This window comes from Agrococcus sp. SCSIO52902, assembly GCF_022983135.1.
GTDB classification, from domain to species: domain Bacteria; phylum Actinomycetota; class Actinomycetes; order Actinomycetales; family Microbacteriaceae; genus Agrococcus; species Agrococcus sediminis.
The window spans coordinates 970,016-988,869 of record NZ_CP095269.1 but is presented as its reverse complement, the minus strand read 5'-3'; the positions used below and the strand labels follow the sequence as shown (position 1 = coordinate 988,869).

Here is an 18,854-nt window from a genome sequence, read left to right as displayed (position 1 = left end):
CGCTCACGACCCGCTCCCGAAGCCGGCCTCGAAGTCGGCGAGCGCCTGCCGCTGCTCGTCCATGAGCGGATGCGGCTCGGCGTAGACGAAGTCGAAGATGTCGTCGCTCGCGGCGGTGCCGGCCGCGAGCGTCTGCCGCCGCATGTCGGCGGCGAGCTCTGCGGCCTCCTGCTCCTGCGCGGCGAGCGCGGCGTCGTCGACGCCCAGCGAGCGCAGGTGCACGGCCATGCGCGCGATCGGGTCGCGGCGGCGCCACGCCTCCTCCTCGTCGGAGGTGCGGTAGCGGGTGGGGTCGTCACTCGTGGTGTGCGCGCCCATGCGGTAGGTGTCGGCCTCGACGTAGCCGGGGCGTCCCTGCCTGGCCGCGTCGAGCATCCGCCGGGTCACCGCGAACGACGCGAGCGGGTCGTTGCCGTCGACCCAGGCCGCGTCGAGGCCGAAGCCGCGGGCGCGCTCGTGCAGCGGAAACCGGCTCTGCCGGCTCGAGGGCACCGAGATGGCCCACTTGTTGTTCTGCACGAAGAAGACGATGGGCGCCTCGTAGCTCGCGGCGAAGACGAGCCCCTCGCTCGCGTCGCCCTGGCTCGCGGCGCCGTCGCCGTAGAACGCCATGACCGCCTCGTCGACCGCCTCGTCGCCGGTGCCGCACGCGCCGTCGAGCCGGATGCCCATGGCGTAGCCGGTCGAGTGCAGGGCGTGGGTGGCGATGACGAGCGAGTAGATGCGCATGCCGCGCACCTCGAGCGGGCTCCAGCCGCCGTGGCTCGCGCCACGGAAGATGTCGATGATCTGCCGCATCTCGACGCCGCGGTGCAGCGCGAGCAGGTGCTCGCGGTAGCTGGGGAAGAGCGTGTCCTGCTTGCGGGCGGCCCACGCCGCGCCGACCTGCGCGCCCTCCTGCCCGAGCGACGGCACCCACAGGCCGAGCTTCCCCTGCCGTTGCAGGTGGCCGGCCTCGATGTCGAACGCGCGGGTGCGCACCATCTCGCCGTGCATCGCGAGCCGGTCGTCGGTCGTCAGCTGCGCGGCGAGCTCGCGCCACTGCGCGTTCGCGTCGGTCTCGACGAGCGCGCCCTCCGCGTCGAGCAGGCGGATGGGCTCGGTCGCCGTGGCGGCACCGGTCACGGCAGCGCCCGGATCGCGGTCGCCGCCGCCAGCACGTGCTCGTCGGCCTCGGGCTCGCCGATCGAGATGCGCACGCCGTCGGGGAACACCTTGGCGACGATGCGGTTGGCGAAGAGGATGTCGTGGATCGCCTCCTGCTGGTCGGCACGGGAGGGCACCCAGACGAAGTTGCCGTGCGGCTTCGGCACCGGCACGCCCGCGTCGACGAGGCGCTGCCAGAGCGCGTCGCGCTGCTCGGCGAGCCGCGCGACCCGCGCCATCGTCTCGTCGACGTGCGCCATCGCGGCGAGCGCGGCGGCGGAGGCGAGCGCCGTCTGCGACAGCGGCACGCCCGTCAGGTCGGCGCCGCGCAGCACCGCGGGGTCGCCGACGGCGTAGCCGACGCGGAGGCCCGCGAGGCCGTGCGCCTTCGAGAAGGTGCGCAGCACGACGACGTTGTCGTGCGCGCGCTGGAGGGCGATGCCGTCGAACGTCGGCTCGCGCACGAACTCGACGTAGGCCTCGTCGAGCATGACGAGCACGTCGGACGGCACGCGGGCGAGGAACGCGTCGAGCTCGGCCGCGCCGACCATGGTGCCGGTGGGGTTGTTGGGGCTGCAGACGATGACGGCGCGGGTGCGCTCGGTGATCGCGTCGGCCATCGCGTCGAGGTCGTGCGCGTGCTGCGCGTCGTTCGGGATCTCGACGGGCGTCGCGCCGCCGGTGCGCACGAACAGCGGGTAGGCGTCGAAGGAGCGCCAGGCGTAGACGACCTCGTCGCCGGGGCCCGCGACCGCGTGGATGAGCTGCTGCAGGAGCGACGCGGAGCCGTCGCCGATGAGCACGCGCTCGACGTCGACGCCGAGCTGGGCGGCGAGCGCCGCCTTCAGGTCGGGGGCGCCGGGGCGCGGATAGCGGTTCACGCGCTCCGCCTCCCGCTGCACGGCCTCCACCACCGCCGGCAGCGGCGGGAAGGGGTTCTCGTTGCTGGAGAGCTTGTAGCCGCCCTCCGGCGCGGGCCGCCCCTGCTGGTACGGGGGCACCGACGCGATCTCGGGTCGAAGTCGCACAGTCACCGGCTCAGGCTATTGCGAGTCTCGGCTCGGTTGGGGGATATGGGTGCCATGATCTGGCCATGCGCTTCCTGCTCCGCGTGATCTTCACCGCCGTGGCGATCTGGCTCGTGACCCTCTTCGTGCCGGGCATCGAGATCGTGCCGTTCGGCGGCCAGTGGTGGCACCTCGCGGTGACGACGCTCGGCGTGGCGCTCGTGTTCGCGCTCGTGAACGCCACGATCGGCAACCTGATCCGCATCGTCGCGTTCCCGCTCTACATCCTCACGATCGGCATCGTGGCGCTCTTCGTGAACGCGTTCCTGCTGATGATCGTGCACTGGCTGTCGCAGCTCGTCGGCTACGGGATCGACGTCGAGAACTTCTGGTGGGGCATGCTCGCGGCGGTCTGCATCGCCTTCCTCACCTGGCTGATCACGATCGTGACGCGGCCGATCTTCGGCAAGGAGCGTCCTCGCGAACGTTGAGCCCGGAGCGCTCAGCCTCGCGCTGAGCGCGGAGGGCTCAAGGTCGAGGAGCGCGCCGCCGACGGCGGCACGCGTCGCGAGACCGGGCTCACTCCAGTTGGCTCACTCGCGGTGCACGTGCACCCCGTATCCCGCGACCGGCGTGCCGCCCTCGGTGACCGTGCGCATCCGCTCGGTCCAGCGCGCGACCACGACGTCGTCGCGCGCGGCGCGGTGGAGCGTCTCGACGTACTCGTCCTGCGAGTGGCGGGCGGCGAAGCCCGTGCCGTGGCCGCCGGCGCTCTCGACGAGGATCTGCGGCGGGCCGCCGCCGTCGGCGAGGCCGTCGGCCGTCGGGGTCGGGTCGCCCGCGTGCGCCACCGCGAGCACCGCGACCTCGGGCGGGATCTCGGCGGTCGCCGACGGGGCGCCGATGAGCAGCGCCGACTCGACGTCGAAGCGGCCCGACGCGGCGACGTTGGCGACCGCGGCGCCGCCCTGCGAGTAGCCGAACAGGTCGACCGGGTCGCCGGGCCCGACGCCCGCGGCCACCATGGCCTCGGCCACCGCGGCGTCGGAGCCGACGAGCAGGTGCGGCGTCGAGGCGGCGTTCTCGACGTTCGCCGGCCCGTCGAGGCCCGTCGCCGGGTCGGTGCCGAAGGTCTCGGTGCCGCGCACGAACACCTGGAAGCGGCGCGAGCCGTCGGGCATGCGCAGCTCGTGCACGACGACCTGCTGCTCCTGGTCGCGGATGATCGCCATCGCCTGCCCCGGTGACGAGACCGGCCGCACGGGCGGCTGCACCGGGGTGACGGCGCCCGCCCGCACCGGCGACAGCCCGCCGCCCACCCGGAGGCCGAGCGCGGCGCCCGCGGCGAGCAGCGCGAGCTGCTCGTCCTGCCCGATCGCCGACTCGAGCCGCGCCGCGACCGGCAGCGGCACGCCGAGGAACCCCGCGAGCGCCTCGTCGGTCGACTCCATCGCGAGCCCGAGCGCGCCGATGAAGCCGGGCTGCGCGAGCAGCGCCTCGCTCGAGCGGTCCCAGAACGACGCCGCCTGCGCCATGAGCTGCTCGACCGAGACGCCCGCGGCCTCCGCGTGGGCGAGCAGCGCCGCCGCGTGCTGCGGATGCGTCGCCGCGAGCCGGGCGGCGAGCGGCACGGCGACGAGGCCGATCGCGAGCGCCGCGCCCGCGCCCACCGCGAGCAGCGGCATCCACGCCGGCGCCGAGCCGACCGCCCCGGCCACGAGGCCCCGCGCGGCGACGCCGGCGCCCCACGCCACACCCCCCGCGAGCTCCTCGACGAGCCGCAGCACCGCATCCGACGCGAGCTCGTAGGCGCGGCCGGCGAGCATCGTGTCGTCGTGCAGGCGGTCGAGCTCGACGACGAGCGCCTGCGCGGCCGCCGCCCGGTCGTCGATGGCGGCGGCGCAGTCGCGGAGCGCCGCGACCCTGATGCCGGGTGCCGACGCGTGCCCGAGGGGCGGCGCGGCGTGCAGCGCGCGCACCGCGTCGCGCACGCGCCAGGCCGCGTCGCGCAGCTGCGCGCACGCGGCACCCGTGACGCTCGGGTCCCACGCGACCTCCACGCCGGCCTTCGGCGCCGCCGGGGCCGCGGCCGCGGCGCCCCAGCCCGGGCCGCCGAACGATCCGCCCCCGCCCTCGTGGCCGCCGAGGGCGCCGCCGCCCGCGACCGGCCCCCCGAACGCGCCCCCGCCGCCGTCGCGCGCCTCGCCCCGGCCGCCGCTCACATCGCCCCCTCGATCGCGAGCGCCAGCACGCGCAGCTCGTGCTCCTCCGCCGAGAGCCGGTCGCGCAGCGCGAGCCCGCGCGCGTCGAACGCGTCGCGCGCGGGTCCGAGCCACGCCTCCTGCCCGCGCAGCACCACGAGGGACGCCGCGTCGTCGAGCAGCCGGCCGGCGCGCTGCACCGCCGCGATCGCCGCCCGCGCCTCCCCGGCCGCCTTCGCGCGCATGGCCGCCGCAGCCGCATCCGTCATCGTCATGGGCCCACCTCCGAGCCGCACCGTCGCATCCGCCGGTCCGCGCCCGCTGCGCCCGACGACGCCCCTGTGGACAGCGCGGCCGGCGACCGCCCCCGCGGCGTCCCGGGTTTGCCACAATGGGGCCTGTGACCATCGACCGGGAGTTCGCCGATGCGACCCGCTTCCGGGTCTGCTTCGTGTGCACCGGCAACATCTGCCGCTCGCCGATGGCGGCGACGGTCTTCGAGCAGCTCGCCAAGCGCCGCGGCGTCGCCGAGCGGCTCCTGGTCGCGAGCGCCGGCATCAGCGAGTACCACGTGGGCGAGACCGCCGACCCGCGCACGCTCGCGGCGCTCAGCGACGCGGGCTACGACGCCGTCGCCCACCGCGCCAAGCAGTTCAAGGCCAAGTGGCTCGACTCGTTCGACCTCGTGATCGCCTTCGACCGCGGCCAGGAGCGCGCGCTGCGCTCGCTCGCCCGCACCGACGAGCAGCACTCCAAGATCCGGCTGCTGCTGTCGTTCGACCCCGACGCCACCGGGCCCGACGTGCCCGACCCCTACTACTCGGAGGACGCGTTCTTCGGCACCGTCCTGCGCCAGATCGAGACCGCCGTCGGCAGGCTGTTCCGCCAGATCCAGCCCGCCATGCGCCCCTGAAGGAGCCCCATGTCGCTGCCCGCCCAGCCCCTCTCCCCCCTCGACGGCCGCTACCAGCGGCAGGTCGGGGCGCTCGCCGAGCACCTGTCGGAGGCGGGCCTCAACCGGGCCCGCGTGCACGTCGAGGTCGAGTGGCTGCTCTGGGTGGCCGAGCACCGGCTCTTCGGCGCGAGCCCCGTCGACGCCGAGGATGCGGATGCGCTGCGGCAGTGGGCGGCCGGGTTCGGCCAGGACGAGGTCGACTGGCTCGCCGGCAAGGAGGCCGTCACGCGGCACGACGTGAAGGCGGTCGAGTACCTCGTGCGCGAGCGGCTCTCGGAGCAGGGCCTCGAGCGGCTCTCGGAGGCGGTGCACATCGCCTGCACGAGCGAGGACATCAACAACCTCTCCTACGCCCTCACGATCCGCACCGCCGTGCAGGACGTCTGGATGCCGGCGCTGCGCGCCGTCATCGACCGGCTGCGCGAGCTCGCCGTCGAGCAGCGCGACCGCGCCATGCTCTCGCTCACGCACGGCCAGCCCGCGACGCCGACGACGCTCGGCAAGGAGCTCGCGGTCGTCGCCTGGCGCATCGAGCGGCAGGCGAGGCGGATCGAGCAGGTCGAGGTGCTCGGCAAGTTCGCCGGCGCCACGGGCACCTTCTCGGCCCACGTCGTGGCCGAGCCCGACGCCGACTGGCCGGCCACCGCATCCGCCTTCGTCGAGCACCTCGGGCTCACCTGGAACCCGCTCACGACGCAGATCGAGTCGCACGACTGGCAGGCCGAGCTCTTCGGCGCCATCTCGCACGCCGGGCGCATCCTGCACAACCTCGCCACCGACGTGTGGACCTACATCATGCTCGGCACGTTCACGCAGATCCCGGTCGCCGGCGCCACCGGCTCGTCGACGATGCCGCACAAGATCAACCCGATCCGCTTCGAGAACGCCGAGGCCAACCTCGAGATCGCGTCGGCCATGCTCGAGTCGCTCTCGGCGACGCTCGTCACGAGCCGCCTGCAGCGCGACCTCACCGACTCGTCGACGCAGCGCAACATCGGCGTCGCGCTCGGGCACTCGCTGCTCGCGCTCGACAACCTGCGCCGCGGCCTCGGCGAGATCGCCGTCTCGGACGCCGCGCTCGACGCCGCGCTCGAGGGCAACTGGGAGGTGCTCGCCGAGGCGATCCAGACGGTCATCCGCGCCGAGGTGCTCGCGGGCCGCTCGTCGATCGACGACCCCTACGCGCAGCTGAAGGAGCTCACCCGCGGGCAGCGCGTCGGCCAGGCCGAGCTCATCGCGTTCGTCGACGGGCTCGACATCTCGGATGCCGCCAAGGAGCGGCTGCGGGGCCTGACGCCCCACGCCTACACGGGCGTCGCGAGCGCGCTCGTCGACCGCCTGCCGTAGGCGCGCGCCGCCCGCGCCCGCGCCCGCGCTCGCCGCGCGCGCGGGCACCGCGTGCCAGGCTGGAGGCATGCGAGCGACCATCCTGCATGCCCCTGGAGACATCCGCGTCGAGGAGTGGGCCGACCCCGCGCTCGAGCGGCCGACCGACGCGATCGTGCGCGTCGTCGCCGGCTGCGTGTGCGGCTCCGACCTGTGGCCCTACCGCGGCGCGAACGAGGTGCCCGAGCCCCGCACGATCGGCCACGAGGCGATCGGCGTCGTCGAGGCGATCGGTCCCGACGTCGCGCGCGTGCGCGTCGGCGACTTCGTCATCGTGCCCTTCGACCACTGCTGCGGCCGCTGCGTGCACTGCCTCGCCGGCCAGACGCAGGGCTGCGTCGAGCTCGCGATGACCGGCAGCGGCCAGGCCGAGCTGACGCGCGTGACGAACGCCGACGCCACGTGCTTCGTGCTCGACGAGGCGCCCGCGCCCGAGCAGCACGCGGCGGTGCTCGCCCTCAGCGACGTGCTGCCGACCGGCTACCACGCGGCCGTCTCGGCCGGCGTCGTGCCCGGCTCGACCGCGGTCGTCGTCGGCGACGGCGCGGTGGGCCTGTGCGGCGTGCTCTCGGCGAAGCGCCTCGGCGCCGAGCGCGTCATCGCCCTCTCGCGCAACCTCGAGCGGCAGCGCATCGCCACAGACTTCGGCGCGACCGACCTCGTGGCCGAGCGCGGCGACGACGCGGTCGAGGCGGTGCGCGAGCTCACCGACGGGGTGGGGGCGGATGCGGTGCTCGAGTGCGTGGGCACCGAGCAGTCGATGCTCACGGCGTTCGGCGCCGCCCGCCCGGGCGCCACGGTCGGCTTCGTCGGCGTGCCGCACGGCGTGCAGATCCCCTGGCCGACGGCGTTCCGCGGCAACATCGGGCTCCGCGGCGGCATGGCGCCGGTCGTGCGCTACCTGCCCGAGCTCGTGCCGGCCGTGCTCGCCGGCGACCTCGACGCATCCGCCGTCTTCGACCTCGAGCTGCCGCTCGACGAGGCCGCCGAGGCCTACCGGGCGATGGACGAGCGACGCGCGGTCAAGGTGCTGCTGCGCCCCTGAGGCCTGCACCCGCGCCACGTGCCCGACGCGACGCGGCCCGCCCTGGCGAGGTGCCGGTGCGGGCCGCGGGCGCGTGGGCGCCGTGGATCAGAAGACGGCGGGCGTGCGCACCGGCTCCGACGCGAGCGACGTGCGGGGCTCGTCGATCGGGGTCAGCCCCGCCTCGACGCGCGCGCCGAGGCCGGCGTCGACGCTCTTCCAGTACTGGATGGCGCGGGCGCGGATCTCGGGCACGCGCGTCTTGCCGACGTGGCCGACGATGTTCGCCACGAGCCGCTCGCGCTCGGGGTCGGTGAGCACCTCGCGCACGAGCGTGCCGGCCTGGCCGAAGTCGTCGTCCTCCGGGTGCAGGGTGGCTGCGGCGCGGATGAGCTCCCCGTCGCTCTGCCACCCGCGGTCGTCACCGGCCGCAGCCGCATCCGCCGCCGGTCCGCCGAAGGAGTTCGGCGCGTAGACGGGCGCCGACGCGGGACGGAAGCCGTGGCGCATCGAGCCCTCCTTGTCGTAGGAGTGCACCTCGGTCGCCCGCGCGGCGTTCACCGGCAGCTCGGCGTGGTTGACGCCGATGCGGTAGCGGTGCGCGTCGGCGTAGCTGAAGATGCGCGCCTGCAGCATCTTGTCGGGGCTCGCCGCGATGCCGGGAACGAAGTGGGCGGGGCTGAACGCCGCCTGCTCGATCTCGGCGAAGTAGTTCTCGGGGTTGCGGTCGAGCGTCATGCGGCCCACCTCGATGAGCGGGTAGTCGCCGTGCGGCCACACCTTCGTCAGGTCGAAGGGGTTGAAGCGGTAGGTCGCGGCGTCGGCGTACGGCATGACCTGCACCGAGAGCGTCCAGGACGGGAAGTCGCCCTCCTCGATCGCCGAGTAGAGGTCGCGGATGTGGTGGTCGGCGTCGCTGCCGGCGAGCTCGTCGGCCTCCGCCTGCGGCAGGAACGCGTTGCCCTGGTCGGTCTTGAAGTGGTACTTCACCCAGAAGCGCTCGCCGTCGGCGTTGATCCACTGGTAGGTGTGCGAGCCGAAGCCGTCCATGTGGCGCCAGCTCTTCGGCAGGCCGCGGTCGCCCATGAGCCACGTCACCTGGTGCGCCGACTCGGGGCTCAGGGTCCAGAAGTCCCACTGCATGTCGTTGTCGCGCAGGTGCGAGCCCGGCAGGCGCTTCTGCGAGTGGATGAAGTCGGGGAACTTGATGCCGTCCTTGATGAAGAAGACGGGGGTGTTGTTGCCGACGAGGTCGTAGTTGCCCTCGGTCGTGTAGAACTTCAGCGCGAAGCCGCGCGGGTCGCGCCACGTGTCGGGGCTGCCCTGCTCGCCGGCGACGGTCGAGAAGCGGGCGAGCATCTCGGTCTCGACGCCCGGCTGGAAGAGCGCGGCGCGCGTGTACGCGCTCACGTCGCTGGTGGTGACGAACCGGCCGTAGGCGCCGCCGCCCTTGGCGTGCACCACGCGCTCCGGCACGCGCTCCCGGTTGAAGTGGGCGAGCTTCTCGACCAGATAGTGGTCGGTGAGCGCGATCGCGCCGTCGGCGCCGACGCTCTGCGAGTGCGCGTCGCTCGCGATCGGGGTGCCGACGCTGTTCGTGGTGGGTGTCGTCATGCTTCCTCTTCCGTTGCGTGTCGTTGGTCAGGTCTGGGTGCGCGCGGTCGCGCGGGCGCGGTCGCGCCGTCGGCGGTGCGGATGGGCGACGGTGCCCGCGTCGTCGGGTGCGGCCCCGACGGGGCCGGTCAGGCGGCGTCCGCCTCCCGGCCGCTGCAGTCGCCGCAGACGCCGACGAACGTCACCTCCGCCGCCTGCACGGTGAAGCCGGGCGGGGCGTCGGCGTGCAGGCAGGGGGCCGCGCCGATGACGCAGTCGACGTCCTCGACGCGGCCGCAGCGCGCGCACAGCGCGTGGTGGTGGTTGTCGTCGACGCGGCGCTCGTAGCGGGCGGGCGAGCGCTCGGGCTCGAAGCGGCGCAGGAGCCCGGCAGCGGTGAGGTCGCCGAGCACGTTGTGCACCGACTGCACCGAGGTGTCGTGACCGGCGGCCTCGAGCGCGCGGTGCACGCTCTCGGCGTCGGCGTGCGGCATGCGCTCGAGCACGTCGAGCACCGCGAGCCGCCCCTGCGTGACGCGGAGGCCCCGCTCGCGGAGCAGCTCGGCGTCGGTCTCGGTCACGCTCCCCACCCTAGCCACAATCGTGAACCGCTCAAAACAGCGGCGCGCCGGTGCGCGTGCGCCGCGCGCCGCCCGCGCCGACTGGGGCGGCTGCGCCCGAGCGGGGCCGGCGCGCCCGACCCAGTCGGGCGCAGCGGCCCCACTCGCCGGCGGTCGGGCTGCCAGCAGCGGCCGCGTCAGGCGCCGGTCGCGACCGGGCGGCCCGAGTCGGCGCGGCCCCACTCCGACCACGAGCCGTCGTAGACGGCCGCCTCACGGCCGGCGAGCGTCGCGGCCAGCGCGATGACGGCGGCGGTCACGCCCGAGCCGCAGCTCGCGACGATCGGCCGCTCCCCCGCCGCAGCCCGCAGCCGCTCGGCGAGCTGCTCCGGGGGCAGCATGCGGCCGCCGGGCGCGAGCGTCGCGTAGTGCAGCGATCCCGCGCCCGGCATGTGGCCGGCGCGCACGCCCTCGCGCGGGTCGGGCTCGTCGCCCGAGAACCGGCTCGGCGAGCGGGCGTCGAGCACCGCGGCCTCGCCCGAGGCGAGCGCGGCCGCGACGGCGTCCGCGTCGACGAGCGCCGACGCATCCCACCGCACGACGACGTCGCCGTCGCGGCCGGTCGACGCCGCGACCGGGGCGAGCGGATGCCCCGCCTCGGCCCAGGCGGGCAGGCCCCCGTCGAGCACGGCCGCGTCGAGGCCTGCGGCCCGCAGCATCCACCAGGCGCGGGCGCTCGAGAACAGCCCGGCCGCGTCGTAGGCGACGACCCGGTCGCCCGCGCGCACCCCGATCGCGCGGAGCGCGCGCTCGAAGTCGGCCGGAGCAGGCATGTCGTGCACGCCCACCGGGCCGAGCCCATCCGACTCGTCGTGGCGCGAGAAGGCGCCCTCGAGGTCGAAGCGCACGGCGCCCGGGATGCCGTCGGCCGGCAGCGGGTCGCCCGAGCCCGGCGGCGCCATGCTCGCGTCGACCACGACGAGGCCGTCGTCGCCCAGGTGCTCGGCCAGCCAGTCGACGTCCACGAGATCGCGCATGCGACCCAGCCTGCCAGGCCGCGTCAGCGCTGCTCGTCGGGGAACGCCGTGATGATCTGGCCGGAGCCGAGGCCGACGCCGACCGTGACCATCCAGGAGCGCTGCACCTCGCCGCCCTCCACGTGCTCGACGAGCACGTCGTAGTTGACGATGTCGTCGCGGTACGCCTCGACGCGCGTCGGCTGCTCGAGCGCGCGGTCGATCGCGAACCACGCGACGTCGTCCCACTCGGCGCCGATGAGCGCCGCGAGCTCGTCGAAGTCGCCCGTGTGGCCGTCGGCGATGTGCCGCCAGCCCGCGCCGTCGGCGTTCCCGCACGTCATGCGCGCCTCGCCCGCGCGCACGTCGAGCTCGGGCCACGCGGCCCGGTCGAACCGCTCGAGCGTCTCGCGCCCCGACTCGCCCTCGCACTCGCCGTCGGGGTCGACGTCGTCGGCGACGGGGTCGAACACCCGCCCCTCGGCCGTCAGGTGCGGGCCGTCCGGTGCGGATGCGTCGCCGGGGGTGCCGCTCCCGGTCGCGGTCGGCTGCGGCTCGGGCCCGAGCGCCGAGGTCGAGCAGCCCGCGAGCGCGAGCGCGATCGCCAGCGCCGCGAGGGCGCTCGCCCCCACGGGCGCCGCGCGCCTCACCGCTCGAAGCCCTCGCGCTTGTCGAGGTCGGCCGCCGAGCGGCCCTTGGGCTTGATCGCGAGCATCAGCGTCGCGGTGATGAGGAGCGTGCCGATGAAGCCGACGCCCCCGAACACGAGCGCGAGCACGACGTCGCGCACCGACAGCAGGATCACGAGTCCCACGAACGCGCCCGCCACGGCGGCGAACGCCAGGTACTCGAAGGGCTTCAGCTGCTGCCGCCGCGTGGGCTGGATGGGTCCGTCGTCGTGCTGCTGCTGCTCGCTCATGCCTCGCTCCGCTCGCTCGTGGTGCGCGCCGGGCGTGCGGAGAGCGCCGCGAGCGCGTGGTAGACGCCGACGATGACGGCGTAGGCGCCGAGCATGCCGGTGAGGGTGACGGCGTCGCGCACGAAGGCGAACACCAGCCCCAGGATGATGGTGAGCACGCCGACGGCGCGCCAGTCGTGCACGAGCCGCAGCGTGCGCTGGTCCGTCTCGGCCCGCATCCGCCACCAGCCGCGCAGCTCGAGCGCGCCGGTGACGAGCGCCCACGCCGCGACCAGCAGGCCGAGCGACGTCTCGGTGGGCGCGGCGAGCGCGAGCACCACCGCGACGACGGCGACGAGCGCCGACCACGCGGCGGCCGGCACCGGCCAGCGACCTGCGCCCGCGGGCACGAGCGCGCGGCCGAGCCACAGCGCAGCGGCGGTGCCGCCGGCCAGCACGGCGAGCGTCAGGAGCCCGACGAGCGGCGAGTGCAGCGGGATGAACGGCAGCGGCAGGCCGACGACGAGGGCCTGCACTGCGCGCATCGCAGGGAGGTGCCACGGAAGCAGCCTCTGCGAGGTGCTCGGTTGGGCGGTCACGGCTCTCCTCACGGTTCCCCTCGATCCTATCGCCGGTGCGGCACGCGGCCCGGCGCCGGAGCGCGGCGGCAGGACCGCCCCGGGCGGGCGCCGCCGCGGCTAGCCTGGCCGCATGACCCTCGAGCGCCACCGCCCCTTCATCGAAGACCTCTACCGCGGGCTGCACGCGCACCCCGAGCTCTCGCTGCGCGAGCACCGCACCGCGGCACGCATGGCCGAGCTGCTGCGCGAGGCGGGCTACGAGACGCACGAGCAGGTCGGCGAGTCGACCGGCGTCGTCGGCATCCTCCGCCGCGGCGAGGGCCCGACGGTGCTGCTGCGCGCCGACATGGACGGCCTGCCGGTGACCGAGGTCGAGCAGGTGCCCTACCGCTCGACCGAGACCGACGACTGGGAGGGCCAGCGGGTGGGCGTCATGCACGCGTGCGGCCACGACACCCACATGGCCTCGCTGCAGGGAGCCCTGCGCGTGCTCGCCGAGCAGGACGACTGGTCGGGCACGATCGTCGCCGTCTTCCAGCCCGCGGAGGAGCTCATCACCGGCGCGCTCACGATGCAGGAGGGGCTGCGCGAGCTGCTGCCCGACGGCATCGACATCGCGCTCGGCCAGCACGTCTTCCCGGGCGCCGCCGGCGAGGTCTTCACGGCGCCCGGCCCCGTCATGGCCGGCAGCGACCACGTCATCGTCACCGTGCACGGCCGCGGCGGCCACGGATCGCAGCCCGAGAAGACGATCGACCCGATCGTGCTCGCCGCCTCGATGGTCGTGCGCCTGCAGACGATCGTGTCGCGCGAGGTCGCGCCGTCCGACCGCGCGGTCGTCACGGTCGGCACGTTCCACGCCGGCACGAAGCAGAACATCATCCCCGAGCACGCGCGCTTCGAGATCAACATCCGCACCTTCGAGCAGCCCGTGCGCGACAAGGTGCTCGCCGCGATCGAGCGCATCGTGCAGGGCGAGGCGCAGGCCGCCGGCGCGCCGCCCGCGACGATCGAGGCGGGCCCCGCGGCGCCCCTCACCATCAACGACGACGCGGCGGCGGCGAAGCTCGGCGCCGCGTTCGACGCGGAGTTCGGCGAGCAGCACCTGCCCCAGGAGCCCGTGCTCGGCTCGGAGGACTTCAGTGACCTGCCCGCGACGTGGGGCGCGCCCTACGTCTACTGGGTCTACGGCGGCTTCGACCCCGAGACGGTCGCCTCAGCCCGGGAGCGCGGCACCTTCGACGTCGACGTGCCCTCGAACCACTCGCCGAACTTCATCCCCGTGATGCAGCCGACGCTCGACACGGCGACGCGCGCGATGGTCACGGCCGCCCGCACCTTCCTCGGCTGAGCCGGGCCCGGGGCGCCGGGAATATCTGATATCCGACGGGGCGTTGGCCCAGACGGCGCAGCATCGCGCCGCACCCTGATCCACGTCCCGAGGAGACCCATGTCCCAGCGCCGCCAGGTCGGCATCATCGTCGGCAGCACCCGTCCCGTCCGCGTCGGCCGCCCGGTCGCCGACGAGATCGCGACGCTCATCGAGGCCGCCGGCGGCGACGCCGTCATGCTCGACCTGGCCGAGATCGCGCTGCCGCTGCTCGACGAGGCGCTGCCGCCGGCCTCCGGCGTGCGCAACCAGCCGCACTCGGTCGCCTGGGCCGAGCGCATCGACGCGCTCGACGGCGTCGTGTTCCTCACCCCCGACTACAACAGCGGCTACCCGGCGGCGCTCAAGAACGCGATCGACTACCTGAAGGCCGAGTGGGTCGACCTGCCCGCCGTCGTCGTCTCCTACGGCTGGTCGGGCGGCGCCTCGGCCGCCGCGCAGCTCACCGCCGTGCTCTCCTACATCGGCCTCGACCTGCAGGGCGAGGGCGTGCGGATGCCGTTCCAGCCGACCGACTTCGACGACGCGATGCACATGGTCGACGCGAGCGCGTTCGTCGCCCGCTCCGCTGAGCCGCTCCGCGCGGCCGTCGCGCAGCTGGTCGAGGTCTCGGCGCAGGCGGAGCGCACCGCGGCCTGACCGCACCGCGCACACGACGGGCGGATGCCCTGCTCACCCGGGCAGGGCATCCGCCCGTCCGTCATGTGCGGGCGGGCCCGCCGCCACTGCCTAGGCTGAGTGCATGATCGCCGTCATCACCGCCTTCTCGGACGACCCGGCCCGCCTCGAGCTGCGCCCGCGCCACCGCGAGCTGCTGCAGGGCCTGCACGAGCGCGGCCTGCTCGCCGCCGCCGGCCCCTTCGAGGACCAGTCGGGCGCGCTGCTGCTCTTCCACTCGGACGACGTCGACGAGGTCGAGGCGGCCCTCGCCGAGGACCCGTACTACGAGGCGCCGGGCGTGCGGGTCGTGACGATCCAGCCGTGGACCGTCGTCGCCGGCAGCCTCTGAGCCGCAGCCCGCAGAGGGCAGCCGTCAGCGGCGCACGCCCAGCCGCGACAGCACGCGATCGGCGAGCGGCTTGCCGCCCGTCTGGCAGGTCGCGCAGTACTCGAAGGTGCTGTCGGCGTAGATGACCTGCCGCACGGTGTCGCCGCACACGGGGCACGCCTCGCCCTTGCGGCCGTGCACGCGCAGCCCCTGCCGCTTCTCGGCCTTGAGCGACGAGGCCGTGACGCCGCGCGCCCGCTCGACCGCCTCGCCGAGCACCTGCTGCAGCGCCTCGTAGAGGCGGTGCACGTCGTCGGCCGGCATCGACGCCGGGTGGAACGGCGACATGCGCGCCGCGTGCAGGATCTCGTCGGAGTAGGCGTTGCCGATGCCGGCGATGCGGCGCTGGTCGCGCAGCACGCCCTTGATCTGGGCGCGGCCGGCGTGCGCGAGGATGCCGGCGAAGCGCTCCTCGGTGAACGCGGGCTCCAGCGGCTCGGGACCGAGCGTCGCGATCGAGAGCACCTGGTCGGGGTGCGCGACGACGTGGATGGCGAGCCGCTTCTGCGCCGCCTGCTCGGTGATGTCGACGCCGTCGCCGCCCACGCCCTCGTCGCCCTCGCGCCGCTCGAGCACGATGCGGGCGGCGAGCGGGCCCCGGCCGCGCCCCGCGGTCGGGCTCGGCGCCGCGTCGCGCCACCGCACCCATCCGGACCGCGCGAGGTGCACGACGAGGTGCAGCCCGCTGTCGACCGACAGCACGAGGTGCTTGCCCCGGCGGCCGACCGCGGTGAAGGTCGTGCCGTGCAGCGCGTCGACGGGCGGGTCGAAGGTCTTGAGCGCGGCGATCGACGGCACGTCGACGCGGCGGATCGTGCGGCCGATCAGGCGCTCGCCCAGATCGGCCGCCAGGGCCTCGACCTCCGGCAGCTCCGGCATGCATCCATCCTGCACGCCGCCGCTGACACCGCGACGAGCGGATCGGCTACTGGCTCTTCAGCTTCAGCAGGCGCGCCTGCCCCTCCTCGCGCACCTCGACGAGCGCGCCGCGCGCGCCGATGAAGTCCGAGAACGAGCGGTGGCCGAGCGACTTCTCGTTGAAGACCGGGTCCATGCGCTTCATCTGCTCCTTGACGACGTTGGCGTGCAGCCACTCGTCGTCGCCCTTCTGGTGCAGGATGCGCAGGGCGCGCTCGAGGAGGCCGGTCGCGGCGTCGCCGCGCTGCTCGGGCGTCATCGCGACCTCGTCCTGCGCCTGGGCGACCGACTCGCTCGTCGCGCGACGGCGGCGGCGGGCCGGCGGCTGCTCGGGCGCGGCGACGGCCTCCGCCTCGGCCTGGATCTGCTTCGCCTCGGCGGGCGTGGGCTCCGGCGCATCCGGCTCGCCCTCGGGCTCGTCGAGCACGACCGGCTCGATGCCGGGCAGCGCGTCGTAGTCGGCGAACTCGTCGCACGCGGCGGCGAGCGACTTCGAGGTGCTGCCGGCGACGCCGATGCCGACCATGTAGCGGCCGAGCCGCTTCGTGCGCTGCGCGAGCGCGATGTAGTCGCTGTCGCCGGCGACGACGACGACGTGGGTGATGTTGTCGAGGCGGAAGAGATCCTCGACCACGTCGATCGAGAGGCGGATGTCGGCGCCGTTCTTGAGCGAGCGGGTGGTCGGGAACATCTGCACGAGGTCGACCGCGCGCGCGAGCAGCTGGTCGCGGTAGGCGGCGTGCGCGGGCACCGACCAGTCGGCGTAGGCGCGGCTCAGCACGATCGAGCCGTAGCTCGAGGCGTAGTCGATGATGGCGCCGAGGTCGACGGTGGCCTGCGAGAAGCGCGTGCGCGCCTTCGACTCGCGGCCGTCGGCGGGCAGCGTGCGCACGCGATCGGTGTGGAAGGCGCCGCGGCCGTGGAGCTGGTCGTAGCGGGAGATGAGGATGTTGTCGAAGTCGATGTAGACGGCGACACGCGCCTCGGAGTCGGTGGGCATGGCCCCAGTCTGGCAGGCGCCCGCCCGCACCACCGCTGGCGGCCCCGGTGTACGCTCGGGCCCGCAGCGCGGCTCGGCGGATGCGCGCGTGCGCACGGCGACGACGGAAGGCCCTCGTGAAGCTCCTCCTCACCTCCTCGGGCATCAGCAACCCGAGCATCGCGGCGGCGCTCGAGGCGCTGCTCGGCAAGCCCGTCTCGGAGTCGACGGCGCTCCTCATCCCCACCGCCGTGCATCCGTTCCCCGGTCGCGGGTCGATGGCGTGGGAGGCGATCCGCGGCGAGGCCGGCAGCCCGCTCGCGAACCTCGGGTGGAAGTCGGTGGGGGTCCTCGAGCTCACCGCGCTCCCCACGATCCGCGACGAGAGCTGGGTGCCCGCGGTGCGCGAGGCCGACGCGCTGCTCGTCTGGGGCGGCGACGTGCTCTACCTCTGCCACTGGATGCGGAGGTCGGGGCTCGCCGATCTGCTGCCGTCGCTGACCGACGCCGTCTACGTCGGCGTGAGCGCGGGCAGCATCGCGGTGACCGCGCGCAACTGCGACGCCGAGTTCGACCTCGAGTTCGTGCCCGACGGCAGCGACATGGCCTCGGAGGCCGACCAGACCCTCGGGCTCGTCGACTTCGCGCTCTACCCGCACCTCGACCGCCCGGGCATGGAGGACGCGGCGCTCGCCAGCATCGAGCGCTGGGCGGCGGCATCCCGGAGCCGACCTAGGCCATCGACGACGAGACGGCCATCGCCGTGGTCGACGGCGAGGTCGAGGTCGTCTCCGAGGGCAGCTGGCGGCTCATCACGCCCTGAATCATCACGCCCTGCATCATCACGCCCTGCATCATCACGCCCTGAGCGGGTCGTCCTCCCGCAGGAACGCCGCGGCGATCTCGCGCCGGTGCACGCCCAGCACCCACCAGGTGCCGAGCCCCGCGACCGTGGCGAGCGCACCGCCGAACACCATCGCGCTCGGCAGGTCGACGAGCGACCCCACCACGCCGCCGCTCACCGAGCCGAGCGGGATGCTGCCCCAGAGCACCGTGCGGTACGCGCCCTGCACCCGCCCGAACAGCGCATCCGGGATGAGCACCTGCCGCACCGACATCACCTGCACGTTGAAGGCGCTCACCGCGAGCGCGCCGAGCGGCCACAGGACGAGCGTCACCCAGAGGGCCGGCCAGAGCCCGATGCCCACGAGCGTCGCGCCGCACAGCGTGCCGCTCACGCCCATCGCGGCCGTGCGGCCGAGCAGGCGCGTGAGCGCCGGCGACAGCAGCGCACCGAGCACGGCGCCCACGCCCATCGCGGCGAGCAGCAGGCCGAAGGCGGCCTCGTCGATGCCGAGCACGTCGAGGGCGAAGAGCACGGCGATGCCGTTCGCGACCGAGTAGCCGAAGGCGCCGAGCCCCGTCACCCACACGAGCTGCCGCAGGATGCGGTGGTGCAGCAGCCAGCCGAGGCCCTCGCGGATGTCGGCGGCGAGGGTCGTCGGCGCGCCGCGCTCGGGCGCGAACGAGCCGCGCACCGTCACGACGAGCGTCGCGGCGACGACGTACATCGCGATGGCGGCGCCGAGCGGCAGCACCGCCGTCAGCGCGAACAGCAGCGCGCCGAGCGGAGCGCCGAGGAACAGGTTGCTCACCGACTCGGCGGTCGACAGCAGCGAGTTGCCCCGCTCGAGCTGGTCGCGGCGCACCACGCGCGGCAGCAGCGCTCGCGCCGCGTTGTCGTAGACCGTCTCGGCCACGCCGAGCAGGAAGGCCGCGACGTAGAGCACGCCGATGCTCGCCCAGCCCGTCGCGAGCGCGACCGCGAGCCCCAGCAGGATCGCCGCGCGGGCGAGGTTGGCCCCCTGCATCGCGCGGCGCCGGTCGATGCGGTCGACGAGCGCGCCCGCGGGGATCGCGAACAGCAGCCAGGGCAGGAACGCGAGCGATGCCACGAGCGACACGAGCAGCGGATCCCGGGTGAGGCTCGCCGCCACGAGCGGCAGCGCCGCCTGCAGCATGCCGTCGGCGAGGTTCGAGCCGGTCGACGAGGCGAACAGGCGCCAGAAGCCGGTGCCGAGCCGGCGCGGCCGGGCTGCTCCATCGGTGGTCACGATCCCCGAGTCTGCCCTGTCGGCGGGCGGCGGATGCG

The 18,854-nt window shown here is 74.5% G+C and carries 20 protein-coding genes and 1 pseudogene; 8 read left to right on the top strand and 13 right to left on the bottom strand.

Annotated features, from left to right (window positions below):
* Positions 1-3: 3 nt before the first annotated feature.
* On the bottom strand, positions 4-1,125 hold the full coding sequence (locus tag MU522_RS04900; protein ID WP_246992877.1) for a thiamine pyrophosphate-dependent enzyme: 1,122 nt from the start codon (positions 1,123-1,125) through the stop codon (positions 4-6).
* Positions 1,122-2,180 (bottom strand): histidinol-phosphate transaminase, encoded by a 1,059-nt coding sequence (locus MU522_RS04895; RefSeq protein WP_246992875.1) that lies wholly within the window; start codon positions 2,178-2,180, stop codon positions 1,122-1,124. Before MU522_RS04895 ends, MU522_RS04900 begins: the two co-directional genes overlap by 4 nt.
* Before the next feature lie 59 nt (positions 2,181-2,239).
* Here MU522_RS04895 and MU522_RS04890 point away from each other — a divergent pair, with 59 nt between their 5' ends.
* Positions 2,240-2,644: a phage holin family protein gene (locus tag MU522_RS04890; RefSeq protein WP_146354559.1), complete on the top strand. Its 405-nt coding sequence runs from the start codon at positions 2,240-2,242 to the stop codon at positions 2,642-2,644.
* 102 nt (positions 2,645-2,746) lie between these two features.
* Here the strand turns inward: MU522_RS04890 and MU522_RS04885 are convergent, their stop codons facing one another.
* Positions 2,747-4,375 (bottom strand): hypothetical protein, encoded by a 1,629-nt coding sequence (locus tag MU522_RS04885; protein WP_246992873.1) that lies wholly within the window; start codon positions 4,373-4,375, stop codon positions 2,747-2,749.
* Positions 4,372-4,629 carry a hypothetical protein gene (locus tag MU522_RS04880; RefSeq protein WP_146354563.1) on the bottom strand — a complete coding sequence of 86 codons (258 nt, stop codon included), beginning with the start codon at positions 4,627-4,629 and terminating at the stop codon, positions 4,372-4,374. The genes MU522_RS04885 and MU522_RS04880 overlap by 4 nt, the downstream gene beginning before the upstream one ends.
* Positions 4,630-4,754: 125 nt before the next feature.
* Here MU522_RS04880 and MU522_RS04875 point away from each other — a divergent pair, with 125 nt between their 5' ends.
* From MU522_RS04875 to MU522_RS04865, 3 genes are all read left to right on the top strand, one after another.
* A complete protein-coding gene (locus MU522_RS04875) occupies positions 4,755-5,267 on the top strand; it encodes a low molecular weight protein-tyrosine-phosphatase (RefSeq protein WP_225792633.1) in 513 nt (170 codons plus the stop codon).
* A gap of 9 nt (positions 5,268-5,276) precedes the next feature.
* Positions 5,277-6,656, top strand: a complete 1,380-nt coding sequence (purB, locus tag MU522_RS04870; protein ID WP_246992870.1) for an adenylosuccinate lyase — start codon at positions 5,277-5,279, stop codon at positions 6,654-6,656.
* A gap of 67 nt (positions 6,657-6,723) precedes the next feature.
* Positions 6,724-7,740, top strand: coding sequence for a zinc-binding dehydrogenase (locus MU522_RS04865; RefSeq protein WP_246992868.1), 1,017 nt, complete (start codon positions 6,724-6,726; stop codon positions 7,738-7,740).
* An 87-nt stretch (positions 7,741-7,827) separates the two neighbouring features.
* Here the strand turns inward: MU522_RS04865 and MU522_RS04860 are convergent, their stop codons facing one another.
* The 6 genes from MU522_RS04860 to MU522_RS04835 all read right to left on the bottom strand — a co-directional run bounded on the left by MU522_RS04860 (position 7,828) and on the right by MU522_RS04835 (position 12,322).
* Positions 7,828-9,333 (bottom strand): catalase, encoded by a 1,506-nt coding sequence (locus tag MU522_RS04860; protein WP_246992866.1) that lies wholly within the window; start codon positions 9,331-9,333, stop codon positions 7,828-7,830.
* Between the two features lie 128 nt (positions 9,334-9,461).
* The gene (locus tag MU522_RS04855; protein WP_246992864.1) at positions 9,462-9,893 is read right to left on the bottom strand and encodes a Fur family transcriptional regulator; all 432 of its coding nucleotides are present in this window, start codon (positions 9,891-9,893) and stop codon (positions 9,462-9,464) included.
* A gap of 176 nt (positions 9,894-10,069) precedes the next feature.
* On the bottom strand, positions 10,070-10,909 hold the full coding sequence (locus MU522_RS04850; protein WP_246992862.1) for a sulfurtransferase: 840 nt from the start codon (positions 10,907-10,909) through the stop codon (positions 10,070-10,072).
* A gap of 23 nt (positions 10,910-10,932) precedes the next feature.
* Positions 10,933-11,520 (bottom strand): hypothetical protein, encoded by a 588-nt coding sequence (locus MU522_RS04845; protein WP_246992860.1) that lies wholly within the window; start codon positions 11,518-11,520, stop codon positions 10,933-10,935.
* A gap of 14 nt (positions 11,521-11,534) precedes the next feature.
* Positions 11,535-11,807 (bottom strand): ABC transporter ATP-binding protein, encoded by a 273-nt coding sequence (locus MU522_RS04840; protein WP_128190465.1) that lies wholly within the window; start codon positions 11,805-11,807, stop codon positions 11,535-11,537.
* Positions 11,804-12,322, bottom strand: a complete 519-nt coding sequence (locus MU522_RS04835) for a hypothetical protein (protein WP_246992858.1) — start codon at positions 12,320-12,322, stop codon at positions 11,804-11,806. The genes MU522_RS04840 and MU522_RS04835 overlap by 4 nt, the downstream gene beginning before the upstream one ends.
* Positions 12,323-12,497: 175 nt before the next feature.
* Here MU522_RS04835 and MU522_RS04830 point away from each other — a divergent pair, with 175 nt between their 5' ends.
* The 3 genes from MU522_RS04830 (at position 12,498) to MU522_RS04820 (ending at position 14,766) form a co-directional block, all read left to right on the top strand.
* Positions 12,498-13,718, top strand: a complete 1,221-nt coding sequence (locus MU522_RS04830; RefSeq protein WP_246992856.1) for an amidohydrolase — start codon at positions 12,498-12,500, stop codon at positions 13,716-13,718.
* Between the two features lie 99 nt (positions 13,719-13,817).
* On the top strand, positions 13,818-14,396 hold the full coding sequence (locus tag MU522_RS04825) for an NADPH-dependent FMN reductase (protein WP_246992854.1): 579 nt from the start codon (positions 13,818-13,820) through the stop codon (positions 14,394-14,396).
* Positions 14,397-14,499: 103 nt separating this feature from the next.
* Entirely contained in the window at positions 14,500-14,766 is a 267-nt protein-coding gene (locus MU522_RS04820) for a YciI family protein (protein ID WP_128190469.1), read from the top strand.
* A gap of 24 nt (positions 14,767-14,790) precedes the next feature.
* Here the strand turns inward: MU522_RS04820 and MU522_RS04815 are convergent, their stop codons facing one another.
* Both MU522_RS04815 and MU522_RS04810 read right to left on the bottom strand, forming a co-directional pair.
* Positions 14,791-15,684 (bottom strand): DNA-formamidopyrimidine glycosylase family protein, encoded by an 894-nt coding sequence (locus MU522_RS04815; RefSeq protein WP_246992852.1) that lies wholly within the window; start codon positions 15,682-15,684, stop codon positions 14,791-14,793.
* Between the two features lie 46 nt (positions 15,685-15,730).
* The gene (locus MU522_RS04810; protein WP_128190471.1) at positions 15,731-16,723 is read right to left on the bottom strand and encodes an NYN domain-containing protein; all 993 of its coding nucleotides are present in this window, start codon (positions 16,721-16,723) and stop codon (positions 15,731-15,733) included.
* 80 nt (positions 16,724-16,803) lie between these two features.
* Between MU522_RS04810 and MU522_RS04805 the strand changes: the two are divergent.
* Positions 16,804-17,307 (top strand): annotated as a pseudogene (locus MU522_RS04805) (Type 1 glutamine amidotransferase-like domain-containing protein); the annotation flags it as partial.
* Between the two features lie 252 nt (positions 17,308-17,559).
* Here the strand turns inward: MU522_RS04805 and MU522_RS04800 are convergent.
* Entirely contained in the window at positions 17,560-18,816 is a 1,257-nt protein-coding gene (locus MU522_RS04800; RefSeq protein WP_246992849.1) for an MFS transporter, read from the bottom strand.
* Positions 18,817-18,854: the final 38 nt, after the last annotated feature.

Bases quoted from the DNA above. Each gene is read 5' to 3' on its own strand.
- MU522_RS04815 (WP_246992852.1), bottom strand. From the start codon at position 15,684: ATGCCGGAGCTGCCGGAGGTCGAGGCCCTGGCGGCCGATCTGGGCGAG.
- MU522_RS04880 (WP_146354563.1), bottom strand. From the start codon at position 4,629: ATGACGATGACGGATGCGGCTGCGGCGGCCATGCGCGCGAAGGCGGCC.
- MU522_RS04825 (WP_246992854.1), top strand. From the start codon at position 13,818: ATGTCCCAGCGCCGCCAGGTCGGCATCATCGTCGGCAGCACCCGTCCC.
- purB (WP_246992870.1), top strand. From the start codon at position 5,277: ATGTCGCTGCCCGCCCAGCCCCTCTCCCCCCTCGACGGCCGCTACCAG.
- MU522_RS04830 (WP_246992856.1), top strand. From the start codon at position 12,498: ATGACCCTCGAGCGCCACCGCCCCTTCATCGAAGACCTCTACCGCGGG.
- MU522_RS04850 (WP_246992862.1), bottom strand. From the start codon at position 10,909: ATGCGCGATCTCGTGGACGTCGACTGGCTGGCCGAGCACCTGGGCGAC.
- MU522_RS04860 (WP_246992866.1), bottom strand. From the start codon at position 9,333: ATGACGACACCCACCACGAACAGCGTCGGCACCCCGATCGCGAGCGAC.
- MU522_RS04840 (WP_128190465.1), bottom strand. From the start codon at position 11,807: ATGAGCGAGCAGCAGCAGCACGACGACGGACCCATCCAGCCCACGCGG.
- MU522_RS04865 (WP_246992868.1), top strand. From the start codon at position 6,724: ATGCGAGCGACCATCCTGCATGCCCCTGGAGACATCCGCGTCGAGGAG.
- MU522_RS04820 (WP_128190469.1), top strand. From the start codon at position 14,500: ATGATCGCCGTCATCACCGCCTTCTCGGACGACCCGGCCCGCCTCGAG.
- MU522_RS04890 (WP_146354559.1), top strand. From the start codon at position 2,240: ATGCGCTTCCTGCTCCGCGTGATCTTCACCGCCGTGGCGATCTGGCTC.
- MU522_RS04810 (WP_128190471.1), bottom strand. From the start codon at position 16,723: ATGCCCACCGACTCCGAGGCGCGTGTCGCCGTCTACATCGACTTCGAC.